The 20,379-nt window shown below is 34.2% G+C and carries 19 protein-coding genes; 16 read left to right on the top strand and 3 right to left on the bottom strand.

The window, feature by feature from the left end; translation table 11 throughout:
- The first annotated feature begins 219 nt into the window (after positions 1-219).
- The gene (locus WCV66_RS23080; RefSeq protein WP_066325218.1) at positions 220-1,005 is read left to right on the top strand and encodes a DUF2935 domain-containing protein; all 786 of its coding nucleotides are present in this window, start codon (positions 220-222) and stop codon (positions 1,003-1,005) included.
- Positions 1,006-1,088: 83 nt separating this feature from the next.
- Here WCV66_RS23080 and WCV66_RS23075 read toward each other — a convergent pair whose 3' ends face one another.
- Complete coding sequence (locus WCV66_RS23075) at positions 1,089-2,198, bottom strand: GerAB/ArcD/ProY family transporter (RefSeq protein WP_338786999.1); 1,110 nt, start codon at positions 2,196-2,198, stop codon at positions 1,089-1,091.
- Positions 2,199-2,544: 346 nt separating this feature from the next.
- Positions 2,545-3,336, bottom strand: coding sequence for an HAD family hydrolase (locus tag WCV66_RS23070; RefSeq protein ID WP_066325227.1), 792 nt, complete (start codon positions 3,334-3,336; stop codon positions 2,545-2,547).
- Positions 3,337-3,718: 382 nt separating this feature from the next.
- On the opposite strand from WCV66_RS23070, the gene WCV66_RS23065 reads away from it, so the two are divergent.
- The 9 genes from WCV66_RS23065 to WCV66_RS23025 all read left to right on the top strand — a co-directional run bounded on the left by WCV66_RS23065 (position 3,719) and on the right by WCV66_RS23025 (position 14,015).
- Positions 3,719-3,919: a cold-shock protein gene (locus WCV66_RS23065; RefSeq protein WP_066325229.1), complete on the top strand. Its 201-nt coding sequence runs from the start codon at positions 3,719-3,721 to the stop codon at positions 3,917-3,919.
- Between the two features lie 383 nt (positions 3,920-4,302).
- The gene (locus tag WCV66_RS23060) at positions 4,303-4,713 is read left to right on the top strand and encodes a hypothetical protein (protein WP_338786998.1); all 411 of its coding nucleotides are present in this window, start codon (positions 4,303-4,305) and stop codon (positions 4,711-4,713) included.
- 250 nt (positions 4,714-4,963) lie between these two features.
- Complete coding sequence (locus WCV66_RS23055) at positions 4,964-6,268, top strand: extracellular solute-binding protein (RefSeq protein ID WP_338786997.1); 1,305 nt, start codon at positions 4,964-4,966, stop codon at positions 6,266-6,268.
- Between the two features lie 87 nt (positions 6,269-6,355).
- Positions 6,356-7,231 carry a sugar ABC transporter permease gene (locus tag WCV66_RS23050; RefSeq protein ID WP_338786996.1) on the top strand — a complete coding sequence of 292 codons (876 nt, stop codon included), beginning with the start codon at positions 6,356-6,358 and terminating at the stop codon, positions 7,229-7,231.
- A 22-nt stretch (positions 7,232-7,253) separates the two neighbouring features.
- Positions 7,254-8,138 (top strand): carbohydrate ABC transporter permease, encoded by an 885-nt coding sequence (locus tag WCV66_RS23045; protein WP_338786995.1) that lies wholly within the window; start codon positions 7,254-7,256, stop codon positions 8,136-8,138.
- A gap of 33 nt (positions 8,139-8,171) precedes the next feature.
- Positions 8,172-9,935, top strand: coding sequence for a sensor histidine kinase (locus WCV66_RS23040; protein WP_338786994.1), 1,764 nt, complete (start codon positions 8,172-8,174; stop codon positions 9,933-9,935).
- 11 nt (positions 9,936-9,946) lie between these two features.
- On the top strand, positions 9,947-11,479 hold the full coding sequence (locus WCV66_RS23035) for a response regulator (protein ID WP_338786993.1): 1,533 nt from the start codon (positions 9,947-9,949) through the stop codon (positions 11,477-11,479).
- 107 nt (positions 11,480-11,586) lie between these two features.
- The gene (uxuA, locus tag WCV66_RS23030; RefSeq protein WP_338786992.1) at positions 11,587-12,666 is read left to right on the top strand and encodes a mannonate dehydratase; all 1,080 of its coding nucleotides are present in this window, start codon (positions 11,587-11,589) and stop codon (positions 12,664-12,666) included.
- Positions 12,667-12,830: 164 nt separating this feature from the next.
- On the top strand, positions 12,831-14,015 hold the full coding sequence (locus WCV66_RS23025) for an MFS transporter (protein WP_338786991.1): 1,185 nt from the start codon (positions 12,831-12,833) through the stop codon (positions 14,013-14,015).
- Positions 14,016-14,062: 47 nt separating this feature from the next.
- Here WCV66_RS23025 and WCV66_RS23020 read toward each other — a convergent pair whose 3' ends face one another.
- Positions 14,063-15,001, bottom strand: a complete 939-nt coding sequence (locus WCV66_RS23020; RefSeq protein WP_066325254.1) for a magnesium transporter CorA family protein — start codon at positions 14,999-15,001, stop codon at positions 14,063-14,065.
- A 196-nt stretch (positions 15,002-15,197) separates the two neighbouring features.
- On the opposite strand from WCV66_RS23020, the gene WCV66_RS23015 reads away from it, so the two are divergent.
- From WCV66_RS23015 to WCV66_RS22990, 6 genes are all read left to right on the top strand, one after another.
- Positions 15,198-15,467: a hypothetical protein gene (locus WCV66_RS23015; protein WP_066325256.1), complete on the top strand. Its 270-nt coding sequence runs from the start codon at positions 15,198-15,200 to the stop codon at positions 15,465-15,467.
- Positions 15,468-15,530: 63 nt separating this feature from the next.
- Positions 15,531-16,202: a TrkA C-terminal domain-containing protein gene (locus WCV66_RS23010; RefSeq protein WP_338786990.1), complete on the top strand. Its 672-nt coding sequence runs from the start codon at positions 15,531-15,533 to the stop codon at positions 16,200-16,202.
- 136 nt (positions 16,203-16,338) lie between these two features.
- The gene (locus tag WCV66_RS23005; protein ID WP_066325260.1) at positions 16,339-16,596 is read left to right on the top strand and encodes a GlsB/YeaQ/YmgE family stress response membrane protein; all 258 of its coding nucleotides are present in this window, start codon (positions 16,339-16,341) and stop codon (positions 16,594-16,596) included.
- Between the two features lie 517 nt (positions 16,597-17,113).
- On the top strand, positions 17,114-18,403 hold the full coding sequence (locus WCV66_RS23000) for an extracellular solute-binding protein (protein WP_066325261.1): 1,290 nt from the start codon (positions 17,114-17,116) through the stop codon (positions 18,401-18,403).
- A 199-nt stretch (positions 18,404-18,602) separates the two neighbouring features.
- Positions 18,603-19,487, top strand: a complete 885-nt coding sequence (locus WCV66_RS22995) for a carbohydrate ABC transporter permease (protein ID WP_066326250.1) — start codon at positions 18,603-18,605, stop codon at positions 19,485-19,487.
- A 14-nt stretch (positions 19,488-19,501) separates the two neighbouring features.
- Positions 19,502-20,341 (top strand): carbohydrate ABC transporter permease, encoded by an 840-nt coding sequence (locus tag WCV66_RS22990; protein WP_066325263.1) that lies wholly within the window; start codon positions 19,502-19,504, stop codon positions 20,339-20,341.
- Positions 20,342-20,379 lie beyond the last annotated feature (38 nt).

Raw genomic sequence — 20,379 nt, 5'->3', positions numbered from 1 at the left:
ATTATTAACGGGTTCGGTTTTCGGGTGCAAAACATTAAATAACATACCAATTAGCAGTCCAAAACTTGTATTCATTGGACTGCTTTTATTTATTAATTTGTTAAGGGGGAAAATCAGAATTTTAGTTGAAGAAGGAATATACATAGAAAGTTTGTATTAGGACAATTAAACTCAACATATTTATATTAAAGGAATGTTAGGAAAATAGGAGGGGTCAATATGGCTAATCCGATTGTTGCTAGGTCATTAGATGAAATAAAATTTTGGTCTAGGATTATGAAAGAGCATGCATTATTTTTGAGCTTGGGTTTTACTTATGAACAGAAACAATTAATTGATGAAGCAAAACATTTTATCACGCTTTTTGAAAGAATAGAGGAAAAGTTGACTAATTTTTCGATAAATTCTGATTGGCAACAAATCCAGTCTTTTAATAACGAGGTTTACCAAGCTGCAGCTGCGATATGGAGCTATAAGAGAAAAGTATTGGGTTTAACTTTACGCTGTGAAATTCGATCAAATAACTACCCTTTATTGGTAGATCATATTAGTAGAGAAGCAGCTTATTTTGCCAATCGATTAAAGGAACTTAATCAAGGAGTACTAGCTCCAAAACCCGAAGCAATTATCGAAGAAAATGTATTCTTTCTTAAAATCATGGCAGACCATGCAAAATTTATAGGGCATCTTTTAGACCCTTCGGAAAGAAAGTTAGTAGAACAGGCTAGAGAATTTAGTCATGACTTTGACCAATTAGTCTTTCAGGCAATAGATTTGGATTCAATGAGACCTCAATCTGAAACTAAGCCTTTACTAAGTCAGTTTTTAAACCAAAATAAAGTATCAGTTGCTTCTTTAAGGGATTTTAAGAAAACAGCAAGAGAATTGATAGAAGAATGTCGTATCAAAAGCAACATTCATCCACTTTTAGCGGACCATACATTTAGAGAAGCAGAAAGGTTTTTGGAAATCATTGATCTATTTGAAGCTAGTTTGAAAAGATAAACTAACAGTTGAAATGAGGGTGGGGTGCTATAGCAACCCCATCTCTAAATACGAAATGATATTTTGTACGGTGTTTTGTATCGTTAAGATTGACTTTTGGAAGAGCTGAATTTTTTGCGAATAAATGCAATGCAAAGCAATAAAATCGGGAACATAATTTGCAAAGGTACATGTACGTATAAAGTGATAAAGTCCAATCCCAATTCATTATATGCTACCTGATTTGGCGAAGATACGATTGCAAGTGGAACGATAATGGTACCTAATCCAAGGAATACTGATTTAGTCTGTTTTAATTTAAACAAGTGAGAAATCCCAATTGCAGCACCAAATGTCCAGCCCCCGACCTTAAAAAACACCCCAGCTACCATCATTAAAATAATTAAAGCATCAAATCGTTCAAGAAAATCAGCGATCGACACCAATCGGGTTGCAGACAGGAGAGGGAAGAAAACATGATTGTATATTTCTGGGCCTAAAACTGCTAAAATCATGATTAAATTTAATGTCATCAAAACACCTGTAGTGAGAACGATTGCCATTCCAATCTTTTTTAAATGCTCTTTATTGTTCAGAAATGGGAAAAACATCATAATAATGATCGACTCTCCAAAAGGAAAGGTTAATACGGTTGGGAATACCTCTTTTATTATAGGAGTAAATCCATTCCCAAAAATAGGAGTCAAATTATTAATATTGAATTCTTCTACACTTAATAATAGTATCCAAATGACAAATAAGGAAAATATATAAACTGGAAACACAACTTCTCCCATTCTCCCGAAGGTCTCAACTCCCCCTCTTAGACAATAAATCATTAATCCCATAAAGCTTCCGATGACAAAGACCAATGGAGTGTCAACTAAGATCGTTGCAGCGAGGAGTTCTGCAAAATCCCGACAAGCTCTTGAAGCTAGATATGTAAAGTAGATGATGTAAAGAAAAATAAACGGATAGGTTAGGTATTTGCCGATTATTTTAGGGAGCATTTGCAGCAATGTTTCATCTGGATAATAGGATGCTAATTTTGTATAGACAAACATTAAGATTAAACCACCAAGCATCGCAGTCAAAATAACAAGCCAAGCATCCTGCATTGCCCCGCCACCTAATCCGTAAACCAAGGTATTTCCTATTTGAAAGCCAACTATGACGTAAAATAGCTGAAGAGCATTTATTTTTGTTTGTCCCATTTGATCACCCTATAAAAGTGAATGATAAATATTCTTAACCTTTTTTCACATTTTAATAGTATGTACATTAAAGGAAATGATATACAGTAGGGTAGTGACATATATATAGCTCTTTTAAAAAGTGTATTGAAATACTTTCTTGATTCATAAAAAAAGTGCCAATTCATAAGTGAATTGCACTGTTTTTTATTGTTATGAAAATGACAGAAGACATTGACCACTTATAATAGAAGTGAGGGTTTTTTGTTCAAAGGTAAGAAAGTATAAAAGTTTGTACTTATTTTTGGTTTCTAGCTCCAGCGCCTAGCCTCTCGGGGGGCTGATCAAGGCGCTTGCGCTTTTGTTCTTAGTTAACAAGGCCAAGTGATTTCAACCCATTATAAATACCAGAATCCGTTACTTTTGTTGTTTTGTGCTTTGCATACTGAAACAGATCAGGGTGCCCATTTCCCATTGCAAAGCCTTCACCTACAAAGCTAAGCATTTCTTTATCGTTCATACCATCGCCAAATGCAATCGATGATTCTCTAGGAATCTGGAGAAGTTCAAGTATGTGTTGAATGGCAATACCTTTGTTGACATTATCCCTAATCACGTCAAAACAATGACGTAATCCATCAACATTTACTTGAGATAGATGAATATTGTGATCGTTTTTTTCATAAAGTGCAGGTTCGTTTTCACTTAAATTAATTAGCGTAATACCTAGAATTTGATTAATAACATCTAAAGAATAATGGTCATTTTTCTGTAAATGAAATGCGTGAATAAACTCTTGTACAACAGAGCTTTCTAGATCTGAAAAGATATTTTTTTCATGAGTGTACAAAACAAGCTCATGTCCGTTGTTTTTTGCAATGTCGACAAAGCTTTTAACCGAATCTGCGCTCATTGGTGACTTGAAAATATCCTTTCCTTGATAAATCGCATATGCACCATTATAGCCAATGAAGGATTGAATGTTCAACTCTTCTGCAATATGATCAATTTCATGCAAGGGTCTACCAGTAGCTAGAAAAACCTCGATCCCTTTTTGCTTTACCTCAGCTACAGCTTGCTTCGTTGAATCTTCGATAGTATCATCAGGTTTTAATATGGTTCCATCAATGTCTAGAAATAAAATTTTATAATTAGTCATTATCTACTCCAGCTCTTTATTATTTGTTTACATTCTATAATCAAATTTTATCATAAAAAATCCCATAAGTGAAAGTTTCCAGACTTTAGGAATGTGTATTTATGGATATTAGAAGGATTATACACTTGAGTTTTGTTCTTATTTTCAGGCACTTTTCTAAGAAATTGTTGTTTTGAAGCGAAAACTGATTAAGGTTGATTGGAGCGGAAATCAACCACACTACACTACTAGGTAAATAGCAAAAAAAAGTTTGCGAAAATATCCTATTTTTAATGAAATAAAAATTTTTATCAAATTTAGGTTTATTATGTTTCCTGGCGGGTATAATAGTAATCGAAATTATCATCAAACGTGTTTTGATTGATTTAGGAGGAAATAGTTAATGGCACAAGGAAAAGTAAAATGGTTTAATTCAGAAAAAGGTTTTGGATTTATTGAAGTTGAAGGTGGAGAAGATGTATTTGTTCACTTTTCTTCAATTCAAGGAGAAGGTTACAAAAGCTTAGATGAAGGTCAAGAAGTTTCTTTTGATATTGAGCAAGGAAACAGAGGACCACAAGCTGCGAACGTTCAAAAAATATAAAACCAAATGAACCATACAAACAGGCCCTCACAATAGGGTCTGTTTTTGTATGTCCATTAATATTAAAAGTGTAAAGACAAAAGGGCTGACTCAAGATATGAGCCAGCCCCCAGTGGAGAATCCATCTACAAAACAGGTATTGAAAAAGGTTTATTTACATTATACCCCCATTAATTTTGACTTATACAAATGATCTGTTTAATAAATTTGTTTTGTAAATGTGACTATATTTTTAAATTAATACTTGAATAAGTTGGTAAAAAACGTTGGCAACTGGTTCAAGTGATTAAAACAGCTTCCTAAGGAACATTATTTGCAAGTTATTATTTATCGCCCCATCGAATAGGTTGTACTATGTAGAGTTATTGAATGGGGGCAAGAAAATGAAGATAGTTGACCAATTAAAGGAATTTATCGTCAATCAAGATGTGATTCCAAAATCAATTAAAATTCATCCAGATGCAATTTCTGAGCTAGAAGCTGAAAAGTTTGTTTATATGATAAATAACAGTTCGGCGAACCCAGTGAAACGTTTTATGGGAATCGAGCTTATTCCAGCAGAGGATGTAGTGGGCTTCGACATTGTTGAAAAAGAGGATAAAAGTGAACGATGGATTGTGAAAAAGGAAGTTAAAAAAATTAGAGAAAAATATATCCATCATGATGGGGAATTATCAAAAGATATTAGCTTACTATTTGCTTATCTCGGCTACCTAGAACGAGAACTTGAGGATAAGACAAACTACCTAAACTATATAAGAGAAAAGGAAACATTAAACACATCGGGTGAGTAGGGATGGAGATTGTCTTTAATAATAGGTCAAACAAACAAGTCCTGTAACGTACAGGGCTTATTTTCATTTTGAAAAAACTTTGTAACTGACTTATCACTTTTAATCTATGTGAAAATTTAATACTCTTTTTCCGATCTTTGTGTGAAAATTTAGGATAGTTTCTTAAAATTTTGGGATTATCTATCTAACAGAAAGCGTTTACAATTAATTTGTACGAATGATACAAACAGTTCATAGGGGGTAAGGAATTATGAAAAGTCTCAAAATAAAAGCTTTAGTTATTCTCATGATCATGGTTTTATCTATCATGACAGCATGTTCTGGGAATAGTAATGAAAAGTCTTCGGGTAGTTCAAAGGAAAATGGGGAAAAGATTGAATTAACATTTTGGAACATCTGGACTGAGCCATCACCTCAAAATGAAGCAAGTTTGAAACAAGTAGAAAAATTCATGGAGGAACATCCTAATATCATCATTAAGCAACAAAACATACCACATGATCAATTTAAGGTAAAAGTGAAAACACAAGCAGCAGGTCAACAGCTTCCAGATTTAATTCAAGTATTCCCAGGTGCGGAATTAACACCATTAGTTGATGGTGAACTGATTCAACCGATCGATGATATTTTAAGCCATTGGGATGGATTAATGAATGAAGGGATGTTAGGTGATTATAAGGTTGGGGATAAGCAATATGCATTACCAGCTAACGTTACACCTACAAGCCTTGTCTATTACAATAAAGCCATGCTAGCTGAACTAGGTTATGATGAGTTTCCAAAAACATATGAAGAATTTAAAACATTAGTAACTAAAATTCAGGATAAAGATATCATTCCGATCGCACTTGGAAATAAAGCACAGTGGGTGCTACAGTCTAGCTATATCTCAACAATTGGAGATCGGATGACTGGCAGTGATTTCTTAACTTCTGTTTTAAATGGAGAAAAGAAATTTACGGATGAAAGATTTGTTAGAGCAGTTGGTGTAATTAAAGAATTGGCAGATATGAAAGCGTTTAATGAAGATTTTAACTCAATAGACAATATTCAGCATCGTGACCTATTTGTATTAGATGAAGCTGCTATGATGATTGATGGAGCATGGTCACTTGGACCATTATTAGAAGCAATGGAAGATGATGGAAATCTTGGTATTGCTCCATTTCCAGCCATTGAAGGTGGAGACGGAAATCCAGAGGCTGTTTCAGCAGTAACTGGGACAGGGATTTCTTTAAATAGCAAGCTTGAAGGTGAAAAATTAGAAGCTGCACAGGAATTTTTGAAAAGCTTTTATGATGAAGAATATTACTCAGATTTAATGAAAGCAGATATTTTAGTAGCAGCTGACATTAAAGCTCCTGAGGGTGTAAGTGACGCATTAAAAGAGGTATCTGAAATCGTTAGTAAACAAACGTCACCTGTTTACGATGCAACTGTACCGGTAGATGTTACAGATGCGATCAATTCCGGACTTCAAGAAGTTTCAATTGGGACGCTGACACCAGAAGAACTAGCTGAAAAGCTCCAAGCAGCAGTGGATAAACAGAAGTAAATGAAGATAAGGGAATCAAGTTATCGTAATACTTGATTTCCTTCTTTTTCCCCATTCTTAACGGGCATTTAAAAAGGAGGGAATTTCATGCATTTATTAAGTAGAAATAAATGGCCAGCTATTATCGGGTTAGCTCCTGCTTTCATCATATATGTATTGTTTGCGATTATCCCTATTATTATCTCTTTCTATTATTCTGTGATGGAGTGGGATGGATTTACCGAAATGAGGTTTATTGGATTAGGTAACTTTAAAGAGGCATTATCTGATCCGATTTTTTGGCAGGCTCTGAAAAACAACCTGTTTGTTGTCGTGGCATCTGTTTTTGGTCAGGTTCCAATTGCATTATTTTTTGCTCTTTTGCTAAATAGAAAAATGAAGGGCGGAAAATTATTTCGAACAATTGGCTTCATGCCTGTCGTTATTTCAACTGTCATTATCTCATTAGTATGGGGAATGATGTATAACTCTAGACGAGGGTTGTTTAACCAGATGCTTGAAGCAGTTGGATTAGAAAACTTAACCCAAAACTGGCTAGGAGATCCAAAATGGGCGATGATTTCCGTTTGTATCACAATGATTTGGCAGTTTGTTGGTCTATATTTAATTATCTTCTTAGCTGCATTGCAAAATATTCCACAAGAGTTGTATGAAGCAGCTGAGATTGATGGTGCTTCTGGATTTAAACGAACGTTGCATATTACTCTCCCAATGATGAGAGAAACAATCATTGTAGCTGTTATTTTATGTATTAGTGGAAGCTTGCGGACGTTTGATTTAATTTACGTCATGACAGCTGGGGGACCAGGTCATTCAACAGAGGTTTTAGCTATGTATATGTTTGATCAAACATTCTCTTCCACACGATATGGATATGGAAGTACGTTATCATTATTTATCTTCTTCTTTAGCTTAGGGCTCGTCTATTTATCAACACTCATTCTAAGAAGAAAATCCGAGTAGAAAATGAGGGGAGGAGTTACTTATGCCACAAACAATTATCAATAACCAGAGAAATATCAGTGTGGAAGATCGAACGTTGAAGGCAAAAAAGGTCTCGAAAAAGACGATTATCTATCTTCTACTAGGTGTATATGCTTTAATAAATGCTTATCCTATTTTGTGGATGTTTCTAAATTCATTTAAAGACAATATGGATTTTGCGAAAAATCCTTTTGGATTACCGGTGCAATGGATGTTTGAAAACTATAAAACTGCTTGGGAGACCGCAAGACTTGATACGTATTTTTTAAATAGTGTCATTGTATCTGTTGCAGCGGTTATTATCACAGTATTTGCAGGTGCCCTAGCATCTTATTTTCTCGCTCGTTTTACGTATAAGTGGGGAAAGGCAATGTATGGATTCTTTGTTTTTGGAATGCTAATACCGATTCATGCAACATTAGTACCCATGTTTATCCTAATGAAGAATATCGGATTACTAAACACACATATCGGGTTAATTTTACCCTATATTGCCTTTAATCTACCAATTACGATTTTTATTTTAGTTAGTTTTATGAGGGCTTTTCCAAGTGATATTGAAGAGTCTGCAATTATGGACGGATGTGGAGTATTTCGCATTTTTTGGTCAATCATTCTCCCTATGACAAAGCCGGCAATTGCAACTGTTGTCATTTTAAACTTTATTCATAACTGGAATGAGTTTTCGTTTGCACTAGTGCTTATTAATGATGAAGCACTTAAAACCCTTCCATTAGGGCTAGCTAATTTTGCTGGACAGTTTACAACAAATTATGGTGCACAAATGGCAGGACTTACAATTGCGATTATTCCAACCATTATTATCTATATGCTTTTAGAAGAACATCTCGTGAAAGGGATGACAGCTGGTGCAGTAAAAGGGTAATCTAATAGAAAACAAGTATAAGAGGAAGATTGTATGAAACAGCTCCTGTTCTTTTCTAATTGGAAACTTATTTGGAAGTTTTTATTTATATTCATTGTCTTAATTATTGTCCCAATGCTGGCATTTAGTTTGTTTATTAATTCCAAAGCCAATCATGCCATCCAGCTGCAAGCAATTGATAATACAAAAAGTCATCTAGAAAAAACTGGAAAGAATCTTTCTGCTGTTCTACAGGATATCGAGGATATTTCTTCTTATATGATTTATAGTGAGGATTTTAGAAGTTTTTTTAATACTAGTAATACACCTCAAAATAGGATCACATTAAATAATATTGAGGATCGTATAAATGGGTATTCCGTTTTTCATCTCAATTCAAAGCCGTACATGGACTCAATTACCATAGAAGGTATGAAAGAAAATCGGTTTCATATTGGCCCCCCTCTAGTTTCATCTGATGAGAAAGTTTGGAAAAGTAAAGCCATTGTCCTAAAGGGTATGGTGCAATGGAGTGGGGCATATACCGTTACTGACTATTGGGATAGAAAAAACAAGGTGATTAGCTTGTTTCGTGTCATAAATGACATCAATAATGTGTCTAGCCCAATTGGCTTGGTAACGATCCGGCTTGATGCCAGTAAGTTATATGATTTAATCGAAACGAATTCACGCGGAAAAAAACAAATGTTTGTCTTAGATGAAAATAACGATGTTGTTCTTCATTATAATCAAAAATACATTGGTAAGAAATATCCTGATAAAGCTCTCTTGGTATCTATCAAAAAAATTGATGATAAGGTAGCGGCTATTAATTATAAGAAGAGTGGAGAAGACTTTACTGTTGTAACACAGCCATTAACTGGTACGAATTTATCACTAGTTGCTTTAGTTGACAAGGAATCTGTTGCAGAAGGATTAACAGGTCTACAAGCTTCGATTAAATTGATGATCATAGTATTAACCTTATTAGGAATACTCGCGATGATTGGCTTTTATCATTTTAATATTAAGCGCATTCTTTATTTAACAAACCAAACTCAACGAGTTGAAAAAGGAGATTTTTTTGCTAGGGTTCCTGATATGTCAAGTGATGAAATTGGCTTATTAGGTTATAGGTTTAATCAAATGGTCGACCGGATAAGATTTCTAATCGATAGTAAATATAAAATGGAAATTAGAAATAGAGAATCTGAATTAAAATTATTACAAAGCCAAATCAATCCTCATTTTCTTTATAACACACTAGATATGATTCGCTGGACTGCAAGACTTGAACATGCAATGGAAACGAGCAAATTAATTGAACAGTTATCAAAAATGTTCCGAATTAGTTTAAATCGTGGAAATCACTGGATTTCTCTTAAGGATGAACTAACCTATAGTCAAATATATTTAGAACTGCAAAAAGGTCGGTTGGGAAATCATTTAACATTTACATTTTATTGTGATCATGAGGTACTTAAAGCAAAAGTATTAAAACAAATGATTCAGCCTCTCATTGAAAACAGTATTCATCATGGATTTGAAAATTTTCGTATTTCGAGGCATATCTATATTCGTTGTTTTCGAGAAGCGTCTAAGGTCATCATAGATGTGATTGATAATGGAAAAGGGTTTCCAAGTGAAGATTTTCAACAGTATATAAGAAATGGATATGCCCTGAGTAATATTCAAGATCGGTTATATTTAGCATTTGGAGATGATGCGCAAATTTCGATCATTCCAAAAGACTCTCCAGGTGCGTGGGTCAGAGTTATGATTCCTTATCAAGAAAACGGCTTGGATAAAAAGGTGTAGGTGAAAACAACATGAAGCTAAAACTGTTGATCGTAGACGATGAACCAATCATTTGCCAAGGGTTGAAAATGACAGTACCATGGGATGAGTTTTGTGTAGAAGTGGTTGGTGAAGCGTACGATGGTGAAGAAGCACTTAGCATATTAGAAGAGACCCATGTTGATATCATTATAACGGATGTAAACATGCCTGTAATGGATGGATTAGAGCTAGCAGAGAAGGTTGCAAAGCGTTTCCAACATATTCGCATGATTATCATTAGTGGGTTTGATGAGTTTGAATATGCAAAACGTGCAATAAGGTTGGGAGTAAGTGATTACTTATTAAAGCCAGTTGATATTGATGAACTGATGAAACTTGTTAAAGTGATTCAAAAAGAAATGGAAAAGGAAAGAGATAAAACATCGATTTTCAGTATGAAGCAACTGCTTTCTTCAATTGTTATGGGGCAGGAAGTGGATATAAATGTAAACCTAAAAGACAATAATTTCAGCGGATATCAGTTTCTTTGTAGTGAAATAGACGACTATGATTCAACCATCTCGCAAGTAAATGAAGACGATCGGAAACTATTAAAACAGAGATGGAAATCCAAAATAAGTGAGGAGCTTAGAATAAAGGGCTTAATGTCTGTATCACTATTTTTGGATGAAAATCGCTTACTCACCTGTTGTAAAGTGATGAACGATCTAAGTGATTTTGCTGAACTCTTTTATGAAGTCGTTGAAAGAGTTAGTAATCAATTAGGGTTTAGTTTAAGTGGATGCTATTCGTCATTGGGAAAAGAGACACATGATATTTTGAAATCTTATCAGCTCGTTACTGAAGGAATAGAAATTGTACATTGTATAGCTGAAAAGGTGTATCACGCTAAAACACTACCAACACATGTAACTGATCTTGAAATAACAAGGTTTGAAAAATGTTTGAGCAAAATGCTAAGTGATGAACACCCAGAAATTCAAAAGATTATTGGTGATCTTTTTACTCATTTTGAGAAAAATCAAATGTGTTTATTGAACGATGTTGTCAATGTACTAAAAAAGCTAGAAAAGAAATTATTTACTAATCTACCGGTATACCAGTATTTAAGATTTTCGGAAAACGTTAATATAACAATCTATAATTCTTATAAAGCAATTAAGTGCCTATTTATGAAAGACATTGAAGATTACATTCGTTTTCAATCTACAACACAAGGTGGTCAACATTGGTTAATTATGAAAGCGGTTAATTATATAAAAGAGAACTATGCAAGTGATCTAAAAGCGTCTGAAGTAGCAAATGTAATAAATGTTTCTCCAAATTATTTTAGCCAACTTATAAAACAAGAAACAGGGACTCATTTTAACGATTATTTACATGATGTTCGTCTAAACCAAGCAAAAGTATTGTTAAAAGAAACACCTTTTCGTGTATTTGAGATTGCTGAAATGGTTGGGTACAAGGATTATAAATATTTTGTTCATATTTTCAAAAAGAGTACTACGATTACCCCTACTAAATACCGGAAGATAGTAACTGATTTAAGTGGTGAAAGCTAACTAAGGAAGGATTCACAGGCTATTCCATCGAATATAGAAGAATACATGAATTATTCAATGCTTATACAGGCAGAAGGATTAAAGTTTATAAATAAGGAGGTACAAGCATGAGAATGGGCTTTCGGTGGTTTGGTGAAGGAAATGATACAATATCTTTACAGGATATTAAACAGATCCCTGGAACAGAAGGAATTGTATGGGCTCTTCATGATATCCCGGTAGGTGAAGAATGGCCAATGGAGAAAATTTTAGAAGTAAAAGAACAGGCAGATAAGTTTAACCTAAATATTGATGTAGTGGAAAGTGTAAATATCCATGAAGATATAAAACTTGGATTACCAACGAGAGATAGGTATATTCAAAACTATAATACAACCATAGAAAGGCTGGCTGCTGTTGGAGTAAAGGTTATTTGCTATAATTTCATGCCGATTTTTGACTGGTTTAGAGTAGATTTATATAAACCATTAAGTGATGGTTCTACAGCTTTATTTTATGAACATGCAAAGGTGAAGGATATCGATCCATTTGAACTTGTAAACCAAAATGCAAATAATTTGGAATATAAAATGCCAGGGTGGGAGCCAGAAAGATTAAAAGATTTGTCTAATCTTTTTGAAGCCTATAAAAACGTCTCAGAAGAAAAGCTTTGGAACAATCTTGCGTATTTTTTAGAGTCAGTTATCCCTGTAGCAGAAAAACATGATATAAAAATGGCGATTCATCCTGATGATCCACCATGGTCTATATTTGGTCTTCCGCGAATTATTACAAATAAAGAAAATATCCGTAAACACTTAAATTTAGTAGATAGTCCTTACAACGGGGTTACACTCTGTAGTGGCTCCCTAGGTGCTAATCCGAGTAATAATATCCCAGAAATGATCAGAGAATTTGCAGATAGAATCCCATTTGCCCATATTCGGAATATAAAAGTATTTGAGAATGGTGATTTTGTTGAAACTTCTCATCGTTCATGTGATGGGTCAGTTGATATAAATGAAATTGTCAAAGCTTATCATGAAGTTGGTTACACAGGATATGTCAGACCTGATCATGGTAGACATATTTGGGGAGAAAAATGCCGACCTGGATACGGGCTTTATGATCGTGCTTTAGGAATCATGTATCTTTGGGGGATATGGGATACCTTAGAAAGAATGAAGGAATCAGCATATGGTAATTGAATAAGAAGTTTTGAAAAGAATTAAAAAGACACTAGCTGAAAATGCAACATTTCCTAGTGTCTTTTTATATGTTATGCTTTTTATCATAGATGAGAATACGGTTACTTTTTTTAATAGGTTTAAGTTTACAGTAGAACAATTTTAAACTCGAAGGAAGTTTTCAAATGTTAACAAAAAATCCGCTTTTCCCGTTAAGGCTATTTATGTTTTTTATTAGTGCCATTTCCTCAATGGTGATTAGCTTTTTTCCAATCTACTTTCAGGACAAAGGACTTACGAGTTCACAAATCGGTTGGTTTTTAGCGATAGGTCCATTTGTTGGTCTTATTGCTCAACCAATATGGGGATATACGAGCGATAAATACAAAACAGTCAAAAAAATACTGTTTGTTTGCTTACTTGGCTTAGTTGTTAGTGTGATTTGGTTGTTTCAAATCGATTCTTTTCTCTGGGTACTTATTGTAGGCTCAGTTTTTTTCTTCTTTTTCTCACCAATTATTCCCCTTGCAGACAATCTTGGGAAAAGACTATCTCAGCTTCATTCCGTAACATTTGGTTCCATTCGAATGTGGGGATCAATTGGTTTTGCTTTAATCTCACTTGTTAGTGGGTTTTTACTTTCTAAGTTTGGCATAGGGTTTTTAGTGATTCCAATTACAGTATTTGCGATTGTAACATGTTTGTTAGCATTGCTATTATCAGATGCTAAGGCAGGAAATAAAAAAGTAAACTATAAAAATATTGGTCTACTATTTAAGGATCCGACACTATTAGCCTTCTTTTTCTTGATTTCACTAATAATGCTTACACATAGGACTAGTGATTCCTTTATTAGCTTGTATTTATTTGATCTAGGAGGAAATGAAATGCTTGTGGGCTGGATTTGGTTCATTGGTGTTTCAAGTGAGGCGCTATTATTCTTTTTAAGCAGCAGGTGGTTTAGATCCTCTAGTCCGATTATTTATATGATTATCGCTGGGTTTCTTTACAGTGTCCGATGGATTTTAACAGCATTTGTAGAAGATCCGACCATGCTATTATCTATTCAAATCCTCCATGGAATCTGCTTTGCTATTGCCTTTTTAGGTGCACTTGAGTATTTGTATAAAGCCATTCCAGAAGAATTGCAGGCAACCGGACATATGGTATTTGTCGGAATCTCCTTTGGAATAACCGGAATTATCGGTTCATCGATCGGTGGTATTGTGTTTGAAAATTATGGCGGAACAACCTTATATCTACTATTAGCGGGATCCGCTTTTACAGGAATGATTGGGTTTATTCTGTTTTACTTGAAAGATAGAAAAGCAGGATTAAAGCAAATGAAAGGTATAGAGGGAGCTAGTTAGATAAGCTAGGGACAGTCCCCAACAACAAAGGGACTGTCCCTTATAATTTATTTGAAAAATGCCCCTTTTTTCTTCCCTTTTAAAAGGTCACCTGTCCAACCTTTCATTTTAAGGTACACATAAACAGAAACCATCGAGATTGTGATTATTAATAGGGAAACAAAATATCCGTATTTCCATTCTAGTTCAGGCATAAATTTAAAATTCATCCCCCAAAGGGCACCCCATGCCATAACAGGAGTGAATATAGCCGTCATTACAGTTAATGTTTTCATTATTTCATTTCCGCGATGTGAAGAAATGACTTCCTCTAAATTAATAATTGCATCAACCTCATGCTCATATTCATTAATTAAATAAAGCGCTCTTTTTATCCGTTTATCCGTACGCATAAAAATTTTATTATTATGTATTACATCAAGATAACTTTCTTCTATTGCCATGATCAGCTCATTTATCGGAATGAGCAAATTACTCCAAACAAGTAAATCATGTCGTCGTTTATAAATTTTTTCGAGGATACTCGTTTTATTCTTATTGTGAATTCCCCAAACAAGTTCACGTAGCTCTCCTTCAAAAACATCAATTTTGATTAAATACTCAGCAAGTATTTCCTTTAAAATTAGTAGGAATCCTTCAATAGGATTTTTTGAATTACTAATGTGACGTAGGATCTGTTCAATATCACTATTTTTAAAGATAGAAAGGTCTAAATCAACTGTAATAAATGTTTCTGTCGTTAGATAAAAATGAAAGATCTTATATTCACGTTCATCATTGAAATTTTGGTCGTAAACGAGCGCTCCTTTAAGCAGATAGTTATCTTCGTTGATTTGTTCAATTTTTATGCAATTTGATTTGTTACTATTAATCTCACTGAGCCATTTACTTATGAAATGGCTCTCTCCAACATTAATAAATTGCTGCATTTTCTTCACATCTTCACTATTAGTGAATCTGTGCCACTTCCAGTTTTTTTGATCCATTTTAATCCCTACTTATGGTTAGACTTTTAATGTTGATAATGCCCGATTTCTATATCTTTAAAACCTTTAAATTTTTAATAGAAAAATGTTTTACTAGTTTTGAAAAGGGTATGTAAGATAAATAATTACACCTGCAAAATGGTAAAGGCTATAAATATTGTTTCACAAAATCCTATTTTAAAGAGGAGTGAGTGTTATGAAACGTATAATTGGGATTAAATCTATCATGGCCGTTGGAATGGGGACATCTATTGCGCTTTGGGTGTCATCAAAACCAAATCGAATAAAAGTGGAAAATACTTTACGGGAATGGAAGCGTAAAGTGAAGCCTTCAGCAATTGATAATTGTGAAAGTCTTCCAGTTGAAAAAGGGGGCCATCCACATCCTTATGATCTAGAGGATAATAATATGGTAAGTGAAGGTGCTATGTACTCTGTAAAATTTTACAATGAGAAGAAGCAGTAATAAACTGTTTATTAGTTGGTTGGGATGCAAATAATCCCAACCAATTTTTGTGGGGTGAATGTATTGACACTACTATTTTTACTCATTTATTTTGCAATAATTATGACGGTTATTGAAATTCACGTAATTTTATTTCATTTAACTGGACTAAAGAAGAAGGTGTCAAGATTCCAGGTTATTTCCATGATGACGGGGACAGGATATACAACAGGTGAATCAGAGTTCATATTATCCCACCCATTCCGAAGAAAGCTTGGAATCTTTTTAATCTTGTTTGGCGCATTTTCCTTAGCGGTTATTATCTCTTCTGTTAGTAGTCTTTTAGAGGATGATCTAAGAACAAGAGCCATCCTCTATATAGCAGCATTTGTCCTTTGTGTTTTTAGTATGTTAAAAGCACCGTTTGTTCAAAAATTCCTCTTAAAAAAACTTGAATATAAAAGTAGAGAAATCGAAGAAGATACGACTACATTACCAATTAGAGAAGTCTCGTTAAAGGAAGAAGATGAGCAAGTATTTGAATTTCAAATAAAAGGTGATTCTCCTCTTATAAATAATAAAATAGCAGAGATTCTGAAGGAGCAAGATTCAGTTGATTTAGATGTCTTAATGATAAAAAGAGAGGATGTAAAGATTCGAAAAAATATTGAGGAAACAAAATTACAATCAGGTGATCAGCTTTATTTATTCGGGAAAAAACAAGTAATTGAAAAGACATTCACAAAAGAAAAATAGTAACTAGGTTATTCATTTCTTCTAATCACAAATCTATTTAAAAATTTTTTAGAATAATAGTTTAGGACCTAAGAGAAGGGGTATTTAACTATCAATAACATAAATTTAAATCTAAAATATAAAAGGAGTGTTGAAGATGGAATTTCTTTGGGCATTAATTATTGGAGGTATAATTGGTTGGTTAGCTGGATTAATAGTAGGTAAGGATATACCAGGAGGAGTTATTGGTAATATCATTGCAGGGTTTATTGGGGCTTGGCTGGGTTCACTTGTATTTGGACACTGGGGACCAGAGGTTGGTGGATTTTATATTATTCCAGCATTAATTGGAGCGATCATCTTAGTATTCATTGTTAGCTTTATTATGAAAAACATGCGAAAACACGCTTCATAATGATTTATCAGAATAATAATAATTTTGCGACTTACACTAGGGTCAGACCCAATCATTTTGGGATCTGACCCTTTTTTGCTAACATTAGCTTCTTTATGACATCTGAATTATAGTAGTTCATTACAACTGGGTATGAAACACTTACGCAGTTTTTTTGTGCAATATAGAGTATGGATTAGAACATTTTCGAATTTTTAGTTGTATCTTACTTAATCGTTTTATTTCTACTACCTGTCTTCGGAACTCAAAAAACGTATTCCAACTATTCTTAAATAATTTTTCATCATCAACTTACAATAAACTACATAATTCTCCTTCCTTGTATTGTTAAATACTCAACCAACTAATAAAGATAATAAATACGTGTCAATTATTGTTGGAGATAGTAGAAATAAGTCGAAGTTTGTAAAATGGAAACCCTTACAAAAATATTTACAATGGCGAATTATCAGAATATAATTAAAGACAAGTAAGTTAGTTTAATGGTTAAACTTAAGGGGAGAAGGGGGAATTTGGTATGGTAAAAAAGTTTGGGGTGCAAAAGTTAGTCCTACTCTTGTTTAGTGTCATGCTTTTATTTGGTGCTGCAGCTTGTAGTAGTAACAACACATCTAGTGATGAAAAAGAAAGTGGTGGAAAAACAAAGCTGACGATTTGGATATGGCCAAACATGGGGATTGAAAAACAGATTGAACAATATGCAAAAGATAATAATATTGAAGTTGATATACAAACATCAGAATTTGAAGATGTACATAGTAACTTAACTACTGCGTTGGCTGCAGGTAGTGGTGCTCCTGACATCTCTGCTATTGAAGTAAAAGGAATAGATAAAATGAAAGCGAATCCAGATCACTTTCATAACCTTCTTGATTTAGGGGCAGAAGATGTAAAAGGCGATTATTTAGACTGGAAATGGCAGCAAGCATTAACTGCAGATGGCAAACACTTGCTAGGTTTACCAACAGATATTGGGCCACAAGCAATGGCGTATCGTGCAGATGTTTTTGAACAAGCTGGTTTACCAACAGATCGTGAGGAAGTAGCAGCACTGTTTAACACATGGGATGACTACCTTAAAGTTGGTGAACAAATTAAAGCAAAAACAGGTAAGGCATTAATTGATTCTCCTAATGGCGCTTATACTGTCTTGGAGGGACAAGGTGACGAAAAGTATTATGATAAAGACGGAAATATCATTGTACAAGATAATGCTCAGATCAAAAAAGCATATGATTTTGCAATGGAGATTATTGATAAAGATTTAACTGCAGGATTTGAACAATTTTCATCAGAGTGGGGAACAGGAATGTTAAATGGTGATTATGCAACAATTCTTGCTCCTGCATGGATGATGACTTCCATGAAAGCTACTGCACCAGATGCTTCAGGAAAATGGGATATGACATTACTTCCTGAAGGATCAGGTAACTGGGGAGGTTCATTCCTAACCATTCCAAAACAATCTAAGAATGCTGAAGAGGCATATAAACTTATTGAGTGGCTGTTATCACCTGAACAACAATTAGTAACATTTAAGGAATCTGGTAATTTCCCTTCTACACCTGGTATTTACGATTCTGAAGAAATTCAGAGTTTTACTAGTGAATATTTTAATAACGCGCCTGTAGGAAAAATTTACGCAGAAGCTGCTCAAAATGTAAAACCTATCATTGAAGGACCAGAGTCTATCCAAGTTGAGCAAATTATCGGTGATGCCATTACTCGAGTGAAGGACGGGCAAGCAAAACCAGATGCTAGCTGGGATAAAGCAATGGAACAACTTGAACGTGAATTAGCTCGCTAATAGGAAAAGAGGAAGCGAAAAAAGATTTATGTAAGCATTTTATATATCGTTAGTTTAAAAGTTCAAAAATGAGGGACTGGTTATTTATCAGTCTCTCATCTTTAAGATGTTACTTAAAAGGGGGAAGAGAAGCGTGGCCTCAAATTTAGAAGTGAACAAGAACGGAACAATCGGGACAGTCACGAAATCTAAAAAAACGATGAAACAATCGACTAAGGATCATATTTCAGGATATTTATATATTTCTCCGTTTTTTATCATTTTTGGTGTATTTGGTCTATTTCCGATTATCTTTACAGCCTATATTTCGTTTCATAAATGGAACATATTAGGCACAAAAGAGTTTGTTGGCTTTAATAACTACCAACTCCTATTTACAGATCCTCTCTTTTGGAAGGCGTTAGGTAATACATTTAGTATTTGGTTTATATCCACTTTACCCCAACTATTTCTTGCATTAATTTTTGCTTTTATTTTAAATTCTGCCTTACTAAAGGGAAAAGAATTTTTCCGCTTAGCTGTTTTCTTACCAAATATAACCTCTGTTGTGGCTGTAGCGATTATCTTTGGGGCCATCTTTGGAGAACATTACGGAATTTTAAACTACCTCCTATCGTTTATAGGTGTTGAACCAATCAACTGGAAGGCTTCCTACCTAGGTACTCATATTGCCATTTCCGCAATGGTCATGTGGAGATGGACAGGTTATAACACAATTATTTATTTATCTGCCCTTCAAAGTATTCCAAAGGATTTATATGAGGCAGCTACAATTGATGGTGCGAATAAAATGCAGCAGTTTTTTTACATAACGATCCCAATGATACGTCCTATGGTGATTTTCACAGTTATTTTATCTACAATTGGCGGAATGCAAATCTTTGCTGAGCCACTAATGTTCTCTGGAAACGGAGGAGGAGCATTAGACCAAGGACTGACAATGACTCTCTATTTGTATGAAGAAGCATTTGTACGGAACTCATTTGGTTATTCATCAGCAATTGCTTGGGTACTTTTCCTAATTATTGTTCTTTTCTCTTTAGTCAATCTATATGTGACAAACCGAATCAAATCTGCTGAATAAGGGTGTGATTAAAAATGAACGAAGTAGGAGTTAAACGGTACAGTCCTGGAAGGATAATTACATATTTATTGCTTACTATTATGGCATTTCTATCGATCTTTCCGTTTTATTGGATGTTTGTTATTGGATCTAACCATACATCTGCAGTAAATAAATTTCCACCAGCAATGTTGCCAGGTATGAATTTTATGGAAAATGCGCAAAAGGTTTTTGTGAATATTGATTTCTTTAAGGCGATTATGAACTCAGTGATTACGTCTACAACGATTACAGTTTCTGTTCTGTTCTTTTGCTCATTAGCTGGCTTTGCGTTTGCGAAATTAGAGTTCAAAGGTAAGAATTGGTTGTTTATTTTTATCATTGCGACAATGATGGTACCTTCTCAATTAGGGATTATTCCTTCCTACATGATTGTTAGTAAATTAGGTTGGATCGATAGTTTAAATGCCGTTATTGTCCCAGCAATGGTCAATGCGTTTGGGGTCTTTTGGATGAGACAATATATATCAGCTACTATTCCAAATGAACTTTTGGATGCAGGAAGAATGGATGGCTGTTCAAACTTCACGTTATATTGGAAAGTCGTATTACCGTCTGTACGTCCAGCGATGGCGACATTAGGCTTAATTACTTTTATGAATGTATGGAATGATTTCTTATGGCCGTTAGTTGTATTAAAGGATCGAAGCATGCATACGATACAAATTGCCCTAAGAACATTAAATGGAGCATACTATCAAGATTTTGCGATGATTTTAGCCGGAACATTTATGGCAACCCTTCCGATATTAATTGTTTTCCTCATGTTTAGTAAACAATTTATCGCAGGATTAACTGAGGGGTCTATTAAATAATATTATGAAAATTAAGGAAAAGAGAGTATGTTTGCTCT

The organism is Metabacillus rhizosphaerae (assembly GCF_037201795.1).
GTDB lineage: Bacteria > Bacillota > Bacilli > Bacillales > Bacillaceae > Metabacillus > Metabacillus rhizosphaerae.
The sequence above is the reverse complement of the archived record's forward strand: the minus strand, read 5'-3'. Positions and strand labels throughout refer to the sequence as shown.